This window comes from Nostoc sp., assembly GCF_036917515.1.
Taxonomy (GTDB): Bacteria; Cyanobacteriota; Cyanobacteriia; order Cyanobacteriales; family Nostocaceae; genus Nostoc.
In genome coordinates this window covers 1-21910 of the sequence record NZ_JBALDE010000143.1, presented here as the reverse complement: position 1 = coordinate 21910, position 21910 = coordinate 1, and the positions used below count along the sequence as shown (strand labels likewise).

General features: G+C 40.3%; 13 protein-coding genes and 1 pseudogene. 9 read left to right on the top strand and 5 right to left on the bottom strand.

The features are described from left to right. Window positions 1–105: 105 nt before the first annotated feature. A complete protein-coding gene (gene grpE, locus V7K89_RS18700) occupies window positions 106–852 on the bottom strand; it encodes a nucleotide exchange factor GrpE (protein WP_335189657.1) in 747 nt (248 codons plus the stop codon). Window positions 853–1215: 363 nt separating this feature from the next. Between grpE and V7K89_RS18695 the strand changes: the two genes are divergently transcribed. From V7K89_RS18695 to V7K89_RS18670, 6 genes are all read left to right on the top strand, one after another. Continuing rightward, on the top strand, window positions 1216–3222 hold the full coding sequence (locus V7K89_RS18695) for a GspE/PulE family protein (RefSeq protein ID WP_335189655.1): 2007 nt from the start codon (window positions 1216–1218) through the stop codon (window positions 3220–3222). Window positions 3223–3322: 100 nt separating this feature from the next. Further along, window positions 3323–4450, top strand: a complete 1128-nt coding sequence (locus V7K89_RS18690; RefSeq protein ID WP_335189653.1) for a type IV pilus twitching motility protein PilT — start codon at window positions 3323–3325, stop codon at window positions 4448–4450. A gap of 75 nt (window positions 4451–4525) precedes the next feature. After that, window positions 4526–5749, top strand: a complete 1224-nt coding sequence (locus V7K89_RS18685) for a type II secretion system F family protein (protein ID WP_335189650.1) — start codon at window positions 4526–4528, stop codon at window positions 5747–5749. 114 nt (window positions 5750–5863) lie between these two features. Further along, on the top strand, window positions 5864–6424 hold the full coding sequence (locus V7K89_RS18680) for a hypothetical protein (RefSeq protein ID WP_335189648.1): 561 nt from the start codon (window positions 5864–5866) through the stop codon (window positions 6422–6424). Between the two features lie 372 nt (window positions 6425–6796). After that, on the top strand, window positions 6797–7891 hold the full coding sequence (locus V7K89_RS18675; RefSeq protein WP_335189671.1) for a serine/threonine-protein kinase: 1095 nt from the start codon (window positions 6797–6799) through the stop codon (window positions 7889–7891). 547 nt (window positions 7892–8438) lie between these two features. Further along, window positions 8439–10487 (top strand): serine/threonine-protein kinase, encoded by a 2049-nt coding sequence (locus V7K89_RS18670; protein WP_335189646.1) that lies wholly within the window; start codon window positions 8439–8441, stop codon window positions 10485–10487. A gap of 134 nt (window positions 10488–10621) precedes the next feature. On the opposite strand, the gene V7K89_RS18665 is transcribed toward V7K89_RS18670, so the two are convergent. Further along, window positions 10622–13582, bottom strand: a complete 2961-nt coding sequence (locus V7K89_RS18665) for a CHAT domain-containing protein (RefSeq protein WP_335189644.1) — start codon at window positions 13580–13582, stop codon at window positions 10622–10624. Between the two features lie 314 nt (window positions 13583–13896). On the opposite strand from V7K89_RS18665, the gene V7K89_RS18660 reads away from it, so the two are divergent. From V7K89_RS18660 to V7K89_RS18650, 3 genes are all read left to right on the top strand, one after another. Next, window positions 13897–16449, top strand: a complete 2553-nt coding sequence (locus V7K89_RS18660) for a TonB-dependent siderophore receptor (protein WP_335189642.1) — start codon at window positions 13897–13899, stop codon at window positions 16447–16449. A 250-nt stretch (window positions 16450–16699) separates the two neighbouring features. Beyond that, entirely contained in the window at window positions 16700–19156 is a 2457-nt protein-coding gene (locus tag V7K89_RS18655; protein ID WP_335189640.1) for a CHASE2 domain-containing protein, read from the top strand. After that, window positions 19149–19901 (top strand): hypothetical protein, encoded by a 753-nt coding sequence (locus tag V7K89_RS18650; RefSeq protein WP_335189638.1) that lies wholly within the window; start codon window positions 19149–19151, stop codon window positions 19899–19901. The genes V7K89_RS18655 and V7K89_RS18650 overlap by 8 nt, the downstream gene beginning before the upstream one ends. Before the next feature lie 2 nt (window positions 19902–19903). Here the strand turns inward: V7K89_RS18650 and V7K89_RS18645 are convergent, their stop codons facing one another. The 3 genes and pseudogenes from V7K89_RS18645 to V7K89_RS18635 all read right to left on the bottom strand — a co-directional run bounded on the left by V7K89_RS18645 (window position 19904) and on the right by V7K89_RS18635 (window position 21807). Continuing rightward, the gene (locus V7K89_RS18645) at window positions 19904–20344 is read right to left on the bottom strand and encodes a bifunctional diaminohydroxyphosphoribosylaminopyrimidine deaminase/5-amino-6-(5-phosphoribosylamino)uracil reductase RibD (RefSeq protein WP_335189635.1); all 441 of its coding nucleotides are present in this window, start codon (window positions 20342–20344) and stop codon (window positions 19904–19906) included. A gap of 451 nt (window positions 20345–20795) precedes the next feature. After that, a pseudogene (locus V7K89_RS18640) lies at window positions 20796–21473 on the bottom strand (HAD family hydrolase). Between the two features lie 55 nt (window positions 21474–21528). Next, window positions 21529–21807, bottom strand: coding sequence for an HAD family hydrolase (locus V7K89_RS18635; RefSeq protein WP_335189669.1), 279 nt, complete (start codon window positions 21805–21807; stop codon window positions 21529–21531). Window positions 21808–21910 lie beyond the last annotated feature (103 nt).

Genomic DNA, 21910 nt, shown 5'->3' with positions numbered 1-21910 from the left:
GAAACACAACAGAGTTATCCAAAGCCTTGTCCAAGTTTGAGGTACGCGATGCTCATCCTTGCTATAACCCAGGCACTTGAGGTCAGCGAGGCGAGCGACTACAGCTTAACTGCTGGCTGAACTCGACTGATCTTCTGGTGCAAAAGGTGTATCTTCCTTGGGAGCAGCTACTTTGACCATTGCATGGCGTAACACGCGATCGCCCAAGTAATATCCGCGCACTAACTCTTCTAACACTGTTCCTTCAGGATGTTCATCCGTAGGTTCCCGCATTACTGCTTCGTGCAGGTTGGGATCGAATTCTTGACCTTCGGGACGCATTGGTGATACACCCAAGCGCTTCAGGCTATCTACTAATTGTTTGTAAACGCCTTGGTAACTTTTGTGCATGGTCATTTCGCCATCAGACTGCGGTTTGAGGTGCGATCGCGCCCGCTCAAAATTATCAACTATTGGCAGCAATTCCAAAATCGTATTCCGCTTCACCTGCAACTCTAGGTCTTCTTTTTCTTTGCTAGAGCGTTTACGGTAATTCTCAAAATCAGCGGCAATCCGCATATATTGAGTACTACGCTCTTCTAGTTGCGTTTTGAGAGAGTCAATTTGTTGAGTTAGTTCTGCCAAAGCTGCCCTTTCTACTTCAGTTTTCTCAGTTGCTGCAACGCTATTTTCTGAATTAACAGCAGTATCCCCTGATATATTTGTTTGGGCTGCCACTTGCTCTGTCACCTCGCTACCAGATTCATTGAAATTAATGTGGGCTGGGTAGTCACTCTTCATTGCTTGCTTTACCTCTGTTGGTTCACCCAATTGCTGGCTTGTATTGTTTATCTGTTTATTTTCATCGATCATTGTCTACTCATTCCAGATCCTATTTATGGCAGTGTATCTCTACAGCTTGCAACCGTCGTCATCCACGACTTGCAACTGAGGCTGATTTTATTGCCGACAAGTTCCTGGAAGTGATGTAACCGTCCTCTTATTGTGACAAATGGTGAACACGTTAGCCCAGACGCCACTAAGGCGGGAAGCCGAACGAGTAATTTGCAATAGTAACGCTGAAGGTGACTCGCCCCTCATCTTAATTTGAAAATATCTTTAATTTTGAATTCGGAGCAAAGCGACGTGACTCAGGACTTTTTTGGGAAATGAGAATTCTATCTCACACTAGGGGAATACTTTAAGCAGAGGTTTTCCCTACTCAATTGCTCATTTATGACTTACTCGTCAGCACAACGGCGCAGTACCGCTCTAACTACCAGAACAGAGTTTTCGCCCTTTGGCAACAAGCTAGTGCAATCTGGCTATGTCAATACCGAACAGATGAGGCAGGCACTAATTGAAAGCCGCAAATCTGGCAGACCCTTAACAGAAGTATTGGAGTCAATCACTGGTCAACAACTATCACCTGAGTTGCTCAGGCAATACAAAAAACAGCAATTATTTGAACTGAAAATACTATACGGAGTTGAATTCCTCGATCCAGAAGTCAATTCCGTTGGCAACACGATGATGGGGAACCTGATTGAAACCCTCATCCCAGTGGATATCTGCCGTCGCCATCGCTTAGTACCACTGTCAAAACACGAAGACCAAACCCCGCCCTCAGTTTTAGTGGCGATGGTTGCTCCAGATAATCTAGAAGCTTCTGATGACCTGAACCGCATCTTGCGCCCCCAAGGCTTGGCGTTACAGCGCATGGTGATTACACAGGAAGACTACCAACAGCTAATTAACCAATACCTGGATGAAATGGCTGTTCGGCAAAAACACTTAGAACGAGAAAACGCCACAGATATTAGTCAGGATTTAGAAAATCTCGGAAATCTCAATATTGAGGATGCTCCTGAAGAAATGGAGGCTGATCTAGGGGCAGCGATGAAGGGTGCAGAGGATGCCCCAGTTATCAACCTAGTCAACAGAATCCTGGCTAAAGCCTTGCATGAGGGCGTTTCTGACATTCATATCGAACCCCAAGAAGAAAGCTTACGCATCCGCTTTCGGAAAGATGGCGTACTGCGTGAAGCTTTCCCTCTAATGCCAAAAAAAATTATCCCGGCGGTGACAGCCCGATTTAAAATCATCTCCAATCTAGACATTGCTGAACGCCGTCTACCCCAAGATGGACGTATCCGTAGGCTGTTTGAGGGACGTAAGGTGGACTTTCGGGTGAATACCTTGCCCAGTCGCTACGGGGAAAAGGTGGTGCTGCGGATTTTGGATAACTCCTCCACCCAACTGGGATTAGATAAGTTAATTACTGATCCAGAGACTTTGGATATTGTCAAGGATATGGTCAGCCGTCCCTTTGGGTTAATTTTGGTGACTGGGCCAACTGGTTCTGGAAAAACAACTTCGCTGTATTCTGCACTCTCAGAAAAGAACGATCCCGGAATTAATATCAGTACTGTAGAAGACCCAATTGAATACAGCCTTCCAGGGATTACTCAAGTACAGGTGATTCGGGAAAAAGGGCTAGATTTTGCTACCGCTCTGCGGGCTTTCTTGCGGCAAGATCCAGATGTGCTACTGGTGGGTGAAACGCGGGATAAGGAAACGGCAAAAACAGCAATTGAGGCTGCCTTGACCGGTCACTTAGTATTAACTACTTTACATACCAATGATGCCCCAGGCGCGATCGCTCGTTTGGGAGAAATGGGGATTGAGCCTTTCATGGTTTCTAGTTCCCTAATTGGCGTTTTAGCTCAACGTCTAGTGCGGCGTGTATGTTCTGAATGTCGTGTTCCCTACACTCCCACAACTGAGGAACTAGCTCGTTATGGTCTATCAGCTTCCTCAGATGTCGGAGTCACCTTCTACAAAGCTAACACCTTGACATTAGATGCGATCGCCGAAGCCAAAGCCAAAAATCAGCTTTGCTCAAAATGTAATGGGGTCGGTTACAAAGGGCGTTGTGGTGTTTATGAAGTCATGCGAGTCACTGAAAACCTACAAACTCTGATCAACGAAGATGCACCCACCGAACGCATCAAGGAAGTGGCAATAGAAGAGGGCATGAAAACCTTGCTAGCTTACAGTTTGGACTTAGTGCGTGAAGGTTCCACCACTCTAGAAGAAGTAGAACGAGTGACGTTTACTGATACTGGCTTGGAAGCAGAGTTAAAAGCTAAACGCAAGACAGGTCTTACCTGTCGGAGTTGCGATGCCACATTGAAACAAGAATGGTTGGATTGTCCTTACTGTATGACACCTCGGTTTTAAGAATAGTTATTGGGCATTGGGCATTAGGCATTGGTCATTAGTTGATGCTTAGTAACTTTAAACAAATGACAAATAAAAAACATTAAAAGGAAGCAGAACTATGGAAATGATGATTGAAGATTTGATGGAGCAGTTGATTGAAATGGGTGGCTCGGATATGCATTTATCGGCAGGTTTGCCTCCCTACTTCCGCATCAGTGGCAAACTTACCCCTATAGGTGAGTATGTATTGACAGCCGATCAATGTCAAAGGCTGATTTTTAGTATGCTCAACAATACCCAGCGTAAAACCTTAGAGCAGACCTGGGAGTTGGATTGTTCTTATGGTGTCAAAGGTTTGGCTCGTTTTCGGGTTAATGTCTATAAAGAGCGTGGTGCTTATGCTGCTTGCTTACGAGCATTAAGTTCTAAGATTCCTAACTTTGAAAAATTGGGTCTGCCAGATATCGTGCGGGAAATGTGCGATAAGCCCAGAGGACTTATTCTGGTGACAGGTCCTACAGGTTCGGGGAAGACAACTACCCTAGCGGCAATGATCGACTTGATTAACCGCACCAAGGCAGAGCATATTTTAACGGTGGAAGACCCAATTGAATTTGTCTATGAACCAATTAAAAGCTTGGTTCACCAGCGGCAACTAGGAGAAGATACTAAAAGTTTTGCTAATGCTTTGAAAGCAGCCCTACGGGAAGATCCAGATATCATTCTGGTAGGGGAAATGCGCGATTTGGAAACGATTTCTTTGGCGATTTCTGCGGCCGAAACAGGACACTTGGTATTTGGTACGCTACACACCAGTTCCGCCGCTCAAACTGTTGACCGGATTATAGACGTTTTCCCCCATGAAAGACAAACCCAAGTGCGGGTGCAATTGTCTAACTCATTGGTGGGGGTATTTAGTCAAACCTTGGTATCCAAGAAAAACCCTAAACCCGGTGAATATGGTCGGGTAATGGCTCAAGAAATTCTGATTGTTACTCCTGCTATTTCCAACTTGATTCGAGAAGGTAAAACATCTCAAATTTACTCAGCAATTCAAACTGGCGGCAAATTGGGAATGCAAACTCTGGAAAAGGTTTTAGCCGATTTTTACAAAGCCGGAACGATTTCCTTTGAGGCGGCAATGTCTAAGACTTCTAAGCCAGATGAAATTCAACGTCTCATTGGTAATTCTACACCGCAAGCTGCTGCAGGTGCTAAACCCGGTGTGGCTGCCAAAGCACATTAAAAGAATTGGGGATAGGGGAGATGAAGAATATTTCATCCCCTTAAGTATTTTAAATTTTGAATTTTGAATTTATTTATGCCAAACTTCGTTGCTCGTGTTCGCGATTCCCAAGGAAAATCCCGAACAGAAAAAATTGTTGCTGAATCCTTGGTACAAGCTCGTACTAATCTTAGAGAGCAAGGTTTTGTAATTCAAGAACTCAAGCAATCTCTAGGATTTCAGCCAGATGTTGCCTTCAAAAACTTTCAGAAATCCTTAGTTAAGGTTTCTGTGAAAGACAAAGCCGTTTTTTCGCGTCAATTTGCCGTTTTGATGAATGCGGGAGTTGCGATCGTTAGAAGTCTGGGCGTGCTTTCTGAACAGTGTAGTAATACTAAATTGAAACAAGCCCTTGTGGAAATTAGTACCGATGTTCAAAGCGGAATGAATCTTTCAGAGGCAATGCGGAAGCATCCCGACTGTTTTGATGGATTATATGTGAGTATGATTCAAGCTGGCGAAGTTGGTGGTGTTCTAGACGAAGTATTGAATCGTTTAGCCAAGTTGTTAGAAGATGTTGCCCGTTTACAAAACCAAATTAAATCAGCACTGTCTTATCCAACAGTTGTAGGTTTTATCGCAGTTGCTATTTTTTTAGGCATGACTATTTTTCTTATTCCAATTTTCGCCAAGATTTTTACAGAAATTGGAATCTCTTTACCACCTCTAACGCAATTCTTGATGGATGCTAGTAAGTTTTTGAGAAGTCCGGGTGCTTTGGTCCTTCTCGTTGCTCTTATAGGACTGAAATTTGCCTTTACACAATACGGTAAAACTCCTGTTGGTCGCATCACAATCGATCGTTTTTCCCTGAAGATGCCATTGTTCGGTGACTTAATTCAAAAATCTTCAGTTGCCCGCTTTAGCCGGACTTTTGGTTCTTTGACTCGTTCAGGTGTACCAATTTTAACTTGCTTAGAAATTGTCCGAGATACATCAGGAAACCAAGTGATTGCTAATGCCATAGATGCAGCCCGCATGGAGATTCAACAAGGAGGAATGATTAGCATTGCTTTACAAAAAGATGCAGTTTTTCCGGCTATGGCAATTCAGATGATTAGCATCGGAGAAGAAACTGGAGAATTAGATGGAATGTTGATGAAAGTTGCCGATTTCTATGAAGATGAAGTTGAGCAAGCAGTAAAAGCAATGACTAGTATTTTGGAACCAGTAATGATTGTAGTTCTAGGGGGAATGGTTGGAACAATTTTGCTAGCAATGTATCTGCCTATGTTTGCAGTATTTGAAAAGCTGGGATAAAGGATTAATAGTTAAGAGTTATAAGTTATGAGTTAAGAATTAAAATTTTTTATTTCTAACTTTTAACTTCTAACTGATTAATTTGATTTTTAACTCCTAACTATTTAATAAACTATGACTATGCAAAAATCTCAGTACGAAGCGAGTTTGGCAGAGTACAGCAATCATCTAGCTGCGATCGCCTTACTAAAGCAATATCGGCCATATTTGGAGATGATTCCCAGTCTGCGCCGTCCAGATGAAAGTATCATCACTATACCTTTGCCAATTGTCCGGCTTCGCAATACTTCTACAACAGCCCCACAAATAATTTGCTTACCCTGTGATGTGGCAATTTTGATGTGCGATCCAGAGTGGAAAATCAAAACTGGAGTAGAAATTTTAGTCTTTATTCATCGCGCTCACGAAGACTTTTCTGATTTGTTAGGACGTTGGCGACAAACCCAAGTTTATCTAGACAATGATTATGAGTGGTTGATGCCTTTCCGTCACAGTCATATTTTGAGTGAGGGAGCTAATACTATATATCCTCTGTTTATCATTTTTAGTGAGACTTTAGAACGCATCCAAAGAGGTCTTGTGGGAGCCGAACTGCCATTTATTATGCAAACACCAGATTTGCTGGTTGAGAAGGATCTTACAGATATTTTCTCTTCACAAACTCCACCAGCTTAGGTACTTATAGTTAAAAAACATCCTATCATCAGGATGCAAGTCCTTACATCCTTATAAATGTACTAAGCGTGAAACTACATATTTTTACCCCCCGGCTACGCCGTCCCCCTTTTGCGAAACCAGAGGGGTTTTATTATGTGCATCTTCATACAAAATGAGTACAAGTACCCACGCAACAGACTTTCACCTCTACTAAATTACAAATTAGCTCGTAACACATCCGTGAAAGAGCTAGTTCTACAAAAATTTATTTTTACTTTTTGAAGAGTAATGAGGATTTGGCAAAGATTCAGTAATCTTACTGTTGTCAATAAAGAATTGTCATAGAATTAGAGACATTCATTTAAGAGTAGATATTTTATACTAATGAATCTGAATCGTTTTTCTCAAAAAACAACGAATTCTCAAGAAAGTATTTTACAACAAACTCAGTTGATTCAGATGTGTGGTTCTAAACGGCTATTTCGCGATCGCTATGAAATACTGCAAATTTTGGGTAAAGGTGGTTTTGGTGTGACATTTTTAGCCAAAAATGCCGTATTACCTGGGAATCCTCTGTGTGTCATTAAACAACTTTGTCCAAAAGTAACTACTCCTCAAAGTTGGCAAAAGGCATGTATGCGCTTTGAAAAAGAAGCAAGAACTTTAGGACAACTTGGTAGTCATTCGCAAATTCCCATGCTATTAGACTATTTTCAGGCGAATGGGGAGTTCTTTTTAATTCAAGAATATGTGCCGGGTTTGACTTTGGCGCGAGAAGTGCGGCAAACTGGGCCCAAAAGTGAAGTCTCAGTTAAGCAGTTCTTACAGGAATTATTACCTGTATTACAGTATCTTCATAAACATCATGTGATTCATCGGGATATCAAACCCCAAAATTTATTGCGGTGTGAATATGATGGGCGCATAGTGCTGATTGATTTTGGTGCGGTGAAAGAGAAATTAGTTGATTCTTGTGAAAACTCAATCAATCCGGTGGCAAATACCAACTTTATCGGGACTAAGGGATTTGCACCACCAGAACAGTTTTCTCTACGTCCAGTTTATGCCAGTGATATTTATGCATTAGGTATAACTTGTATTTATATGTTGACTGCTAAAAGTCCTTTAGAATTGGACTACAATCCAAAAACTGGTGAAATATCTTGGCAAAAACAGGTAAATATCAGCAACAGTTTCGCCCAAATTTTAGGAAAAATGGTGAAAATCACCTTAGAAGAGCGATTTAAAACTGCCGATGAAGTGATAAAAGCTTTAAGTATTGAAAGTTATTCACCTACTTTGGCTAACTGTCTAACTACCCAAAAATTAAATAATAAAAGTATTACACAACACGAAATTACACAACATAAAATTACACAATATGAAATTACACAACACGAAAATTATGATGTATACATGCCACCTGTAGCCAGAACTGCTAGTGCCATTCGGAAATGGAGAGCAAGATTCAAGGAAACAAGATAGCACATATAGTAAAATTCAGAATGGGCAACGCCCCGCTGCGCTAACAGGAGTAAAACACGCTTTATCCCTGAGTAACAGACGAATCATTGTGTACCTCACCAACTTTAAATCTACTGTAAATTGCAGTTTTTTAGTTAAAGTATCAAATGAATAATTAATTATAGGCAATTTAAAATACCCAAAACAAATTTAGTAAGCATTTTAACTATATTTGATAGTCAGTAATCATTAATTAATCAGGATTTATCTTCAATACTTAGTCAGTTATTGCTTGCCAAGATACAAGCAAAATTACTAGGTTTAAAAGTTCCAAAAAATATTTTTATTCAGATTATTATATAATCGATAGAATAATTAATCTTATGGCTCTCGTAGTTTTCCACAGATGAGGAAGACTGACTACTATTTACAAAAGCTAACTATATAAGTAATTCCCCAATCCCCACAACAGGGTTTATCTACCACAAGTAAGCGAGAGTCAATTATCTTAAGGGAAAGTTCGGGGCAAACTTAGCCTAAGTTGTCATGCAGTCGCGCCTGTCAGATCATGATCTGCTGCTTAAATCCCGATTGCTCAAATCCCCTGAATCCCAATGGAAAGAAGTTTTGCCAAAGTTGTAGCACCCCGCTGGTGTCACTTTTAAGAAATCGCTTCCGTGTCATCCGAGTCCTTTCAGATGAGGGGGGATTTGGCAGAACCTATCTGTCAGAAGACGTAGATAAACTCAATGAACGCTGTGTTATCAAGCAGTTAGCTCCAAAATTCCAAGGAACTTGGTCGCAAAAAAAGGCGATGGAGTTGTTTGCAGAAGAAGCGCAGCGACTACAAGACCTTGGAGAACATCCCCAAATTCCAACTTTGATAGCTTACTTTGAGCAAGACGGCTGCCTATATTTGGTGCAACAGTTTATCAATGGGGAAAATTTATTAAAGGAGTTGCAACAGCGCAAGGCTTATAACGCTAGAGACATTCAATCTATTTTGCTAGATTTACTGCCCATCCTAAAATTTATCCACGATCGCAAAATTATTCATCGAGACATCAAGCCAGAAAATATTATTCGCAATAAAAATGATGGACGATTAAGTCTGATTGATTTTGGCTCCTCAAAGCAATTTACCGCCAAAGTTCAACAGAAATCTGGCACATCCATTGGTTCACATGGTTATTCTCCCCTAGAACAAATTAGAGATGGGAAAGCTTTTCCTGCCAGCGATTTATTCGGTGTGGGAGCTACCTGCTTTCATCTGCTAACGGGAAATTCCCCATTTCAATTGTGGATGGAATCTGGGTACACCTGGGTAAGTAATTGGCGGGAATATTTGCGGAGTCCGCTAAATCCTGAGTTGGATTTTGTCATTGACAAGCTTTTGAAAAAAGATATCCATGAACGTTACCAGTCAGCCGAAGAAGTCCTTAGAGACTTGACTCCAAAACAACTCCTCGCCCTGCCACCTGCGGGTAAGTCATCTGGGAAATTACCACCAACTAAAGCACCATCTCTACCAAAAAGTTATCCTATACTGAGAATTTTAATCTTAGTCAGTGCTTTCATTCTGTTGTTTGGATTCAGCGAATCTTGGTATAAAAACTTTCGCCGTATGCAAACCAGTTTGGTTTCTAGGTTGATTCAACACAATAGTCCTGGTAAAAATGAGGCGATTTTGAGTCAGATTAGCTTGGGTAAGGTTTCCTTAGCTAACACCCTCCAAGGACACGAAAACTCAGTTTTATCTGTCGCCGTTAGCCCCGATGGCAAAACTATAGCCAGCAGTGGCAGCGATGGCTACACCAGGCTACACCTACGCACAATCAAACTTTGGAATCTCGCAACCGGAAAACTGATCTCTTCCCTCAACGGGCATTTTCAGCAGGTGAATGTCGTAGTAATTAGTCCAGATGGCAAACTTCTGGTTAGTGCCAGTGATGACAATACCATTAAAATCTGGAATCTGGCAACGGGAAAACAAATTCGCACTCTTATGGGGCATTCTGACTCAGTTCATGCCCTAGCCATCAGTGCTGATAGCGAGACTCTAGTTACTGGTAGTGATGACAACACCATTAAAATCTGGGATTTGGCAACAGGAGAGCTAATTCGGACACTAGCAGGGCATACATTCTGGGTGCGGTCAGTGGCTATCAGTCCCGATGGTGTGATTCTGGCCAGTGGCAGTTTTGACAAGACTATCAAAATCTGGAATTTAGCAAAGGGATACCCAATCCGCACACTAGAAGGAAATTCTCAAACAGTGACAACTGTAGCCATTAGCCCAAATGGTAAAACTTTAGCTAGTGCTGGCCGCGATCGCACCATCAAACTTTGGAATTTAGCTACGGGAAGAGAACTTCGCACACTAGTGGGACATACTAACACTGTCACATCCGTAGCATTCAGTGCCGATAGTAAAATTGTTGCTAGTGGTAGCCGCGATCGCACTATCAAACTGTGGAATACAGCTACAGGAGAAGAAATTCTCACATTAGCGGGGCACACCAACACCGTCACATCTGTTACCTTCACTCCTAATGGCAAAACCCTTGTTAGCGGTAGTGAAGATAACACTATTAAGATTTGGCGGTTGTCTGAGTGAGTAGGAATTGGGGATGAGAGAGCAGGGGAGCAAGAATAATATGGGCGTTGAACCCTCGTAAATTGGCAGCGGTATTGATAGTCTATATTTGTTCTACAGCAGTTGCCATTGCTCTTATTTCTTCACCGCGTGATTTAATCTGCCTCACCTATTAACGTGAATGCTGCCCAATCCTTTGGATTAGGATGTTGTTTCATGGTGTTTAACATTGCTTGACGCAAGGCTTCAGCTTTATCAGGATTTTGCTGCAATTGGCGATAAAACTCAATCATTAATTGCGATGTAGAATCATCTGGTACTGTCCATAGAGACACTAGTACACTCCTAGCGCCAGCAATAATCAAGGAACGAGACAGCCCGATAACTCCATCGCCTGTAATGTTTCCTTGCCCAGTATCACAGGCACTTAGAACTACAAGAGAGGCGTTTAGCTTCAAATCAAGTATTTCGTCAGCCCTCAGCAAACCGTTATCTTGACCAGAAGGGGCAAGGGCGATCGCACCCGGTACACCCAAGTTATCCAAATCATCGAGTAGCCCGTGAGTTGCCAGGTGAATTAACCTGGCTTTAGGCATTTGTTGCAAGATAGCGTCTTTAGTCGCATTTTTACCAATTAAAGCTCTGGTATCGAATAAACGAGCAATTTCAACTGCTTCCTTTTCTGCATTTGGTAAGGGAGGTAACTTTTGAGGCTGTGAGGTAATAGGAATAGAAACACTGGGCATTGTAGGATTACCTGCAATTAGCACATCAGTTGCAGATTTTGGTACTGAGTCCTGTTGCTTATGTGTTAAATCTAATACTTGAATTGCCGGAGCGGTAAGAATGGTATGTTTTTCAATCAGGTATTTTTCATTTTTGTCTTGCAGCGCTGGGAAGGGAACGAGAAACAAAGATGATTGAGGGATGAAGATAACATGCGAGTCAGGGTTTTGAGGGAGGAGGTCAGCAATGGGTGAAATCATCAGTTCATAGAGTTGCTGTAATGGTTTTTTCTCGCTCGCTGCATCAACCTTGACCTCTACTGAAAAAATACCGCGGTCTCTGATACCAATGATTTCTCGGCTGTTGTTCACAAGGTCTTCTAGAGAAATATTCTCTTTTTCCCATAAGGATTTAAGGTCAGTAGTGCGAAACGCCACTTCACCTGTAGGTTTAATAACCCAAATAAACAGTTTTGATTCACATGATTCTTTTTTTCCTTGTTTTAATGGATCGTAAATAATCGAATATTCAACAAGTGTTGCTTTTTGCTGAGTAGCGATTTTTTGAAGTTCCTGGATTTTGGGTTGAGTAATATTTGGTTGATGATTGGATTTGGGAGACAGCTTTGAGGCTAATAACTCAATAAAGGCTTTGGCTCTACCTCGTTCCGCAATTTCCAAGGCTGTGTTAGTTTTATTCTGAGCCACTAAGGCTTGTTGCAGTAAGCGGTAGGTATGAGCTTGGGTTTCAAAGATTGAGATTTTCTGGTTATCTTGTAATCCTGGTCGCAGCTCCTCCCAAACCTTGATCGCATCGAATAGCGTTTTTTCAGCATCCGCATACTTACTTAAAACGTTGTTATCTCTGCCAATGTTTGTCAGGGTTATAGCTACCTCTACTTTTAAGCCAATTTCTTTAAAAATATTTAAGGCTTGCTGATAGAACTCTAAAGCTTTAGGATACTCACCGAGACTATGATGAACTTCTGCAATGCCATTGAGGCTCTCACCAATTCTTGCTTTGTCGTTGATTTGTTTGTGAATAGCTAGAGCTTGCTGAAAAAACTCCAAAGCTTTGGCGTGCTTACCGAGTCTGTTGTAAACAAATCCTATTTTGTTAATAGTCCCACCTTGCTTTGCCTTATTGTTAATTTGTTTATGAATAGCTAAAGCCTGGGTATAGTAATTTGAAGCTTGGGGATACTGACCAAGGCTAAGATAAGCTCCCCCAATATTGTCAAGGGTCGTACCTTCCCCTGCTTTGTCGTTGATTTGTTTACTAATAGCTAAAGCTTGCTCAAAAAACTCTAAAGCCTTGGCGTACTGACCAAGATTGTCGTAAACTAACCCGATACCAGTAAGTGTCCTACCTTGCCCCGCCTGATCATCAATTTGTTGGCGAATGGCTAAAGCTTGCCCAAAAAATTCTAAGGAAAGAGCATACTGAGCGAGACTTTGGTAAACTGCTGCAATGCCATTAAGGCTTTCAGCTTCCCCTACTTTATCGTTGATTTGTTTGTGAATGGCTAAAGCTGGCTCATAGAACTCTAAAGCTTTGGTGTACTGACCGAGGTTGTAGTAAACTATGCCGATACCGTTGAGGGTCTGACCTTGCTCCACTTGATTGTTAATTTGTTGACGAATGGTTAAAGCTTGCTGATAGAACTCTAAAGCTTTGGCGTACTCACCAAGGTCAAGGTAAACTTCCCCAATGTCGTTAAGAGTCCTACCTTCCCACTCTTTGTTCCTGACTTGTTTGCAAATGGCTAAAGCTTGCTGATAGAACTCTAAAGCTTTGGCGTACTGATTGAGTTTATGGTGTACTCCTCCAATATTATTGAAGGTTTGAACTTGCCCTACCTTGTCATCAATTTGTTTACGAATAGTTAAAGCTTGCTGGTGAAACTTTAAGGCAAGGGTGTACTGATTGAGACTATAGTAAACCGCCCCAAGATTATTGAAAGTCTGACTTTGCCCTTCTTTATAGTTAATTTTTTTGTAAATAGCTAAAGTTTGTTGATATAACTCTAAAGCTTTAGGGTACTCCCCAAGACTGTGGTAAACCACTGCCATACCTGTAAGGCTCAAACCTTCCCCTTGGCGATCGCCAATTTTTCTATAAATACCTAAAACATGTTGAAATGTTTCCAACGCTTGTCTAAACTGACCCTTGTTCAACTGCCGAACACCTACTTTGTATTGCTGGAATACTTCGGCATTACGTTCTTGTATAGTAGGCTTAGGAGGCTCTAACCTTGTTGACCCTGGAGGCCCAAAAGGACTTTGCTTATACTGTTGAAGGTTTTCTTGTAGTCGCGGCTGCTGAAAGTTATTGACTTCTGGTATCGTTTGTGCATTTACTAATAGCGGTAAGGTGGAAGAAAGAGACACTAGCAAACTAGCACTCAGCATGTAACAATAAAACCTGTTTTTCAACAAAGTGAAGCAAAGGTGACTCAAGAAAATATTCCTCCTTTTTCTAATTAGGAGATGACTGTCTCACTTATAGATCCATAATCTTTTGAGAAATTACGCATCTTTGTCAAAAAAAGTTTCATACCGCTTTTTCCTCACCCAGTTTCAGCTAGTCTAAACTGTCACAAGCTATAGCAATTTTTAACTATTTGTAATAAAAATCACTGCTGAAAAGCTATATTACTTCTTAAGGTGTTAGGAATTCTAGTCAACAAATAGCAATTTTTCCAGTGAACAAACAGCAATTTTCTGCTTGTTTCTCGTTAATAGCAGTATCAGTCTTAGTTGCTTTCCCAGCTAGAGCTGATGTAGTACAGGTGACTAATGTAGAGCTTGTCCAGGCAGATACTCATGTTAAGGTGATTTTAAAAACTACATCTAAGACATTGCCTCAAGTATTTACAACTAGGTCTAAAAAAATATTTATTGCAGATATTTCCAATACACAGTTGCGATTAGCATCTGGTAATGAGTTTCGCGTACTTAACCTGAAACCAGGAATTGCTAGAGTCGCTGTTAGCCAGTTGACTGCCAATATTGTCCGGGTGACGGTGATAGGGGATACAGAAGTTCCAGCCGCTGTTGTAGCCCAAAGTAACGGGTATCTAGTTGTTATTTTGACATCATCTGTATCAACAACTCAGAAGCTCACGCCTACGTCCACACCCACGCCAGAAGTCACGCCAACTGACACTCTACCATCCGAGAGAACCCAACCACCCTCGACCCCAGAACAGTCCCCAATTCCGATACCATCGCCACAAAGGACACCGCCACAGTCAATGAAAACCCAACTACCTATAGAATTATTCGTGACTGCTCCTCCAGAGACAGGCTACTGGGTTCCTAATGCAAGTGTGGGGACGAGAACTGACACCCCAATACGGGACATTCCCCAATCAATTCAAGTTGCTCCTCGGCAGGTTATAGAAGATCAACAAGACCTCACTATTCAAGAAGTCCTGAGAAATTTTGGCGTACTACCTGGTAATGGTCTTATCAAGGGAGATACTTTTACGATTCGAGGCTTTCAGACTAACAATACCCTTCGCAACGGGCTAAAAGACGGTGGTAGTGCTAACAGTATTCAAAATGAAATCACTAATATAGAGCGGATAGAGATTCTCAGAGGAGCGGATTCATTACTCTACGGTCAAGGTCAGCCGGGCGGTACAATTAATTTAGTTACCAAACAACCCCTGAGTGAACCTTATGTTTCCGCTAAACTGACTGGGGGTAGTTATAATCTTGTTCGTTCCGCTTTAAATATATCTGGGCCACTGTCTGCTGACAATAAACTTTTATACCGTTTAAATACCTCTTACTCTTACCAAGAAAGCTTTTCTGACTTTTACAAAAAGACAAATTTCTTTATTGCGCCGATTCTGACTTGGCAACTAAGTCAGAACACAAAGCTCACTTTGGAAGCGGAGTATCAAAACTTATTTCTACGTGATACCGCGCTTCCCGCAGTGGGAACTGTGTTACCCAATCCTAACGGCAAAATTCCGCTAAATCGTTACGTTGGAGAGCCTAAAGATTTTGACAACACTCAAACGACGCGAGTCGGCTATCAGTTTGAGCATCGCTTTAGCAAAAACTGGTCTTTGCGGAACGCCTTCCGGGCTTCGTTCGTAAGCTACAACCAGAGAAAAGCATTTGCCGATTATTTACAATCCGACGATCGCACTCTAGAGCGGAGTACGCAGGAATCTGTTAAACCTATTGTTTTGAATACTTACATTCTAGATACTAATATTGTTGGCAAATTCAACACTGGAGGCATCCAGCATGAATTGCTGCTTGGGTTTGATTTGTACAGGGATATTCAAGCATCCAATTTTGTTTTCAGGGATAATCTTCCACTTGATTTATTTAATCCAGTCTATGGTCAACCTTTAGGATCTATTTCCGGTCGATTTAACCAAAAAATTAAAAATGATGCTTTAGGGATTTATGCTGAAGATAAAATAACGCTCTTCAATAACCTAAAATTACTTCTCGGAGGTCGCTTTAGTTTTGTAGAGAGTGAGAACACGAATTCTGACTCGATTAGCCGTCAACCTGACTCTGCATTCAGTCCGAAAGTAGGCATTGTCTACCAACCTATCAAACCCGTCTCGTTCTACGCAAGCTATATTCGTTCTTTTGACCCAACGATTGGCTTTAATGCTGATGGCAATGCATTTCAGCCAGAGCGTGGGACTCAATATGAAGTGGGGATCAAAACTGATTTGCTCGATAACCGCCTCTCAGCAACTTTGGCTTTGTATCAAATAACTCGATCCAACGTTCTCACGACTGACCCTAATAATATTGACTTTAGTGTCCAAACGGGTGAGGAAAGAAGTCGAGGTATCGAGTTCGACATCAAGGGGGAAATATTACCAGGCTGGCAGGTAATTGTCTCTTACACTTACACCGATGCGCGAATTACAAATGATAATGTATTCCCAGTTGGCAATAGACTAGTAAATACACCTTTTGATAATGCAAGTTTGTGGACTACTTATAGGTTTTCTCAGGGTTCATTGCAAGGATTAGGCTTTGGCTTCGGCTTGTTCTATGTTGGAGAACGATTTGGAGACATAGATAATACTTTCAGTTTACCAAGTTACTTACGTACAGATGCGGCAATCTATTACCGGGGAAATAACTTCCAAGCTGCTGTAAATTTTAAAAATTTGTTTGATGTTCGGTATTTTGAGAATTCCACAAGTCAGTTAAGAGTGTTACCTGGCGACCCCTTTACAGTAGGAGTTACAGTGCAATGGCAGTTTTGAGGAGCAAAACTCAAAGGCGGCAGGGGTTGAAAAAATACATAACCTCAGTCTTGCTAAAGATATAGCTACTGTAGAAGACACTAGAAGCTATTAAGATGACCAAAGTTTTTACAAGCCAAGTATTTTTATTAATAAAGAGCAATTTTCTGTTTTGCAACCTCAATATGCTAATCTAATTAATGCTGTCTGTATAGTTCCTTTTGACAACTAATAACTAATAATTGACTAATCCCAAATCTAAAACTTGATAATGAGCCGGACAGTTTTTCAGCTCAATGTTACTCAAATCGAGTCAGTTTGTCACTTCGAGTTAAGAGTTGAAGGACAGATAATTACTATCAATTTGAATTATCCACTGTCGCTGACTTCGAGCTACCGACATTGGCAAAAAGCCTATTTAGATTACTATAAATATTTGCGAGGGCGAAAGGCCATTAGTGGAGGTAGCAGTTCCCCCATTGACCGCAATAAGCAACTGGTAAATGCGGAAGCACAACTATTGAATGAATTTCATCGCTGGTTGTTCAGTGCCGATCTGCTGAGTATTCGCCGTGAAATTGCCAACGCTGCTAGCAAGCACTCAGAATCAGAACATCACTGGGTTGAAGTGTTTGTGAGTTGCAGCCCTCTAGAACTAGCACGATTGCCGTGGGAAACTTGGGAAATTGGAACTGATTTGGGAATACCAAAAAGAATACGTATTGCCCGCATTCCAACAACTATTCTCAACGATCCCGTGCAAACGCTGGGGCGTAAAGCTAGGATTTTAGCTGTTTTAGGGGATGACACAGGGTTAAATTTTGAAGGTGATAAACAAGCCGTGCGATCGCTCGATCATTTTGCCAATGTGAAGTTTGTCGGCTGGAATAGAAAAAATCCTCAAGATGCTCAAGCACTGAAAAGCGAAATATTCCAAGCAATCAACGATGAACGCGGCTGGGATATGTTGTTTTTTGCAGGACACAGTAACGAAACTGTCCTGACTGGTGGAGAATTGGGGATTGCACCAAACGTTTCTCTCTCAATTTGGGAAATTGAAGAAGCACTCAAACAAGCGAAGAAACGGGGACTTCAGTTTGCTATTTTCAATTCCTGTAGTGGTATCAATATCGCAGAATCTTTGATTAACCTGGGTTTGAGTCAGGTGGTAGTGATGCGAGAACCAATCCACAATCAGGTGGCGCAGGAATTTTTAATGCAGTTTCTCAAAAGTTTGTCTCAATACAAAGATGTCCATCAAGCATTATTAGATGCAAGTCATTATCTCAAGCAACAAGAAAGTCGTTTTTTCTACCCTTCTGCTTACCTCGTTCCCTCTTTGTTCCGCCATCCAAATGCAGAACTATTTCGGATTAAACCTTTTGGTTTATGGTCAACTCTTAAACGCTGGTTGCCAACACTAAAAGAAGCAAAATGGCTAGGAGGGTTACTATTTATGAGTTTTTTACTACAACTAGTACCAAACTTGTTATTAGAGCCACGTATTTTACTTCAGGCTATCTACCGAAAAATTACATTCCAAGTACAAAACAAAATTGAAACTCCTTTACTATTAGTTCAAATTGATAATAAATCACTCATTGCCGATCGAGATAAAATTAAACACCAGATTCCTCTAGATTATAGTTATTTAGCCCGTTTGATTCAACACCTCTCCCAATCAAATGCTGAATTAATCGGTATTGATTATATTTTAGATAAGTATAATCCTCTATCAAGTAGATTTGAAGAACAACCAGGAAATACTAAATTACTCCACCAAGCAATTTTGGATGGTCATACTAAAGGTCTTCAATTTGTATTTGCTTATAATGAAAATGAAAATCCTAAAATAGGTAAGGTAAGTAATGATATTATTAGCTTAAGTGACAAAATAGAAGGTGATATTAGATTTTATCCGTGGAATGTGGCACTGCCATCAAACACTTTTGATTGTTTTGATTCTTCTAATTGTCCGTTTAGTTATAAATTAGCTTTAGTTTATTTACAGCAAAACCATAAAAAAGCACTAGCTATTTTATCAAAATTTAATTTAGATAATCAAAAATATTTCTCTTCCAAAACAATAAATATACGAAACGAGCAGTTAAGTTTTTTGCAGAGATCACGCCTTTACCCAATTTCTAGTTTTCTTGGGTGGTTTCATCCAATTATCGACTTTTCTATTCCCCCAAATCAAGCTTATAAAAGCATATCTGCCTGTGAATTAATGGGCTCTTGTAAAGGGAAGAAAAAACTTCCAGACAGCCTGAAAAATAAAATTGTATTAATTATTCCTGGTGGATATGAAGGAGCAGGGATACAGGGAAGAAATGATGATAATTTTACTATTCCTTTAGCAGTAGCTTTTTGGCATGGTAAAAGCGGCTGGAACAATTTGTTTGAATCGAAAGGTACTTTTACTGGTGGCGAAGCTCATGCCTATATGATTCACCATTTGCTGACGCGGCGATTAGTTGTGCCTATCCCAGATTTTTTGATGATTTTACTTTTCTCGTTATTGGGTAAAGGTATTACCTTTGTCTTACTAGACAATCCTCATAAGAGGAAATGGTGGATGATAAATTTAGGGATTGCTACAGCGGTTTATATGGTTGTTTCATTACAGGTCTATATCTCAATAGCAGTGTTACTACCCTGGCTTTTACCATCAGTCGTTCTATGGAATTATGTTCGTCTTGTACTTAGGAGTAAGTCTTATGAGTAAAGCTAATAAAATGCAATCTATATTGTTTATACAAACTCTAATAATTATTGTTTTATTCGCATTACCTTTGCAAGCCGTAGTCAAACAAAAACATCAAGAATTACTAACAAAAACAAACAGTAGACATTTGGCTTTATCGTGGGGTGATATCTGGAATATAGTGCGCCGTAAGAAAGTTTCAGGTGGTGGACGAGGAGGAGAAATTTGTGCGATCGCACCCCGCAAACTAGTCGATCCAGATTCTTCTATAAACAAGGGAACTGAAGAGATTTGGAGCGTGCAACCGCTATTTCTCTGGCATGTTAAAAGTGGAACAGCGCAGAAAATAGAGTTATTTCAACAGGGAAATAAACAGGTTATATGGAGTCAGGAAATTACTCCAGCGCAAGAAAAAATCATCTACGATGGTAAACCGCTACAACCTGGCGAATTGTACCAATGGCACATGTATGTTAATGTACCATTTCCTAAAAAAAGCGTCAGTATCCAGTTTCAAATAATTGAAACTCAAAAGCGCGATCGCATAGCAAGTGAGTTGAACCAATTAGAAACACGACTTAAGAAACAAGGAGCCAATGTAGAGAAAATAGCCCTTGAAAAAGTTAACTACTTTGCACAGCAAGAACTCTGGTCTGATGCGCTGCGAGAAATTTATGCAGTGCCAAATCCATCAGCAGAGTTAACCAAAATTATCCAGCAAATTTCATCTATTGATTATTGTGAAGCAACGGCTGAGACACTTTGATTTTAACAGTTATCAGTTAAAGAAATGTATTGTTGAAGAAAAGCATTCACTTCATCGGCACATAACCCGACATGAACTGTTTTCCCTGCTTTTTTGAGAATATCTAATCCTTTACCGTTATTGCGAGAATCTGGATCAACTATCGAGACATATATTTCCTGAATACGTGGATCTTTAGCGAGCGCCAAAGCACAAGAGGGTGTGCGTCCCTGAAAAGAATAAGGTTCAAGAGTAACGTACATTTGCAAACAGTGCAAATCTTGACCTTGAATGTAGGTTAGTGCATCAGCCTCAGCATGATGTTTTCCGGGGGAATGCGTATATCCTGCTGCTATTATCTTGCCAGAATGGATGATTACACAACCTACTGGTGGATTAGGTAAGCATTCTGGTAAAGCTTTTCTGCTTTGAGCTAAAGCAGCTAGCATAAATTTATCGTCCATATTCTTGGATTTTTAAACCTTATAAAAAGCTGGTGGGTAAATAACTTTTACTCAGTATTTTACCTAATAACCTTGTAATTATTTTACCATAAACACATCTTTGGTAACGGAAAAATGACTTTCAATTCCACAGATAAAATAGCTACGCTCTTGATGTTTGTTTATTCTATATAACCGAATTGAAACAATGTTATATACTAGCTATAGTAAACTTTAATAAAAATTAGCATGGCAAATCAATAAAACTTTTATAATAGGCTATTCGGCTAACACAATTAGAAGAATTTCTATAAGATTAGATATTATATATAGGAATCGTACTTGAATCTTGCTAAGTATACTGAGGAACAAACCTTTGTATGGCAAGCTTCTAACCAATTCGGTTTTTCAGAAATCAAATATGAGTCATATAAGTGGGTGATACTGTAAATCACTTACTACCTATAATACTTTACTTAGCTACCAATGGGAGATTAATAATAGTTAATAGCATATCTACAACTTCAATAAAAGAAGCTGCTATCTTGATATTTTCTGATTTTACATAACCAAATCCATAGGTAACGTGAATAAAATCAACTCCTGCTTTCATTGCTGCTAATCTATCACTTTCTGTATCTCCAATATATATTGCGTTTTTCAAGCTATTGCGCTGACAGATTGCAATGATATTTTCAGCTTTAGGCTTTTGAGTTCTGCCAAAACATTCTGAGTCTGTAAATATATCCCCAAAAGTCTTGCTTGTATTACTACTGTTTAAAGGCATCGAAAGAAATGCCTGCAAGTACTAATACTCATAATTGCTAACTATAAACAAGGGAAACTGACCCGACAAAGTATCTAAATATTCCGAAACCCCCTTATATAAAGTTCCACCTCTAGTTTTTATCTCTTGCTTTTCATAATCTTCTATTAAAAGAGAAATTTTATAAATACTTTCCTCTGCTAATTCAGTAAAAATATTTTTTACACAGTCTATAAAAGGCAAACCACTTACCCTAGAGATATCATCCTCAGTAATAGGAGTTCTTTGAATATTAGCAATATTAATTGCTTGATTCCATGCAGATGCACATATACTCGATATATTCCAAATAGTTCCATCTAGATCAAATATTACCCCAGTCATTTAATAACTCCCAAACGAAACCAAGCAATTTCAATCACTAGAGTGCTAGCGGATATTAGAATGTATTAAAACACGACTTCAAAGCGCATCTGTTTAACCAATCCTGATGAATGTATTTAACGACGCTATCTTCCGTGTTTAAGCCAATTACTAATGTCGCGTAACGCTTAAGTTCAGCATCTGTATTAGCAACTGCAATGGCACGAGCGGCAATTTTAAACATTTTGATGTCATTAATTTGATCTCCAAAGACCACAATCTCACTTTCCCCTAACCCATAATTCTCTACTAGAGTCCGAATAGCTTGGTCTTTAGTAGCTTTGCAGTCATGAATTGTTAACCGGGAGCATCCCTCTTTGGCAGATATACCAGTTGTTGGGAGAATGTAGGGGAATACCTAAACCGCCCATCTAAAATATGACACCCGAAAAACAAGC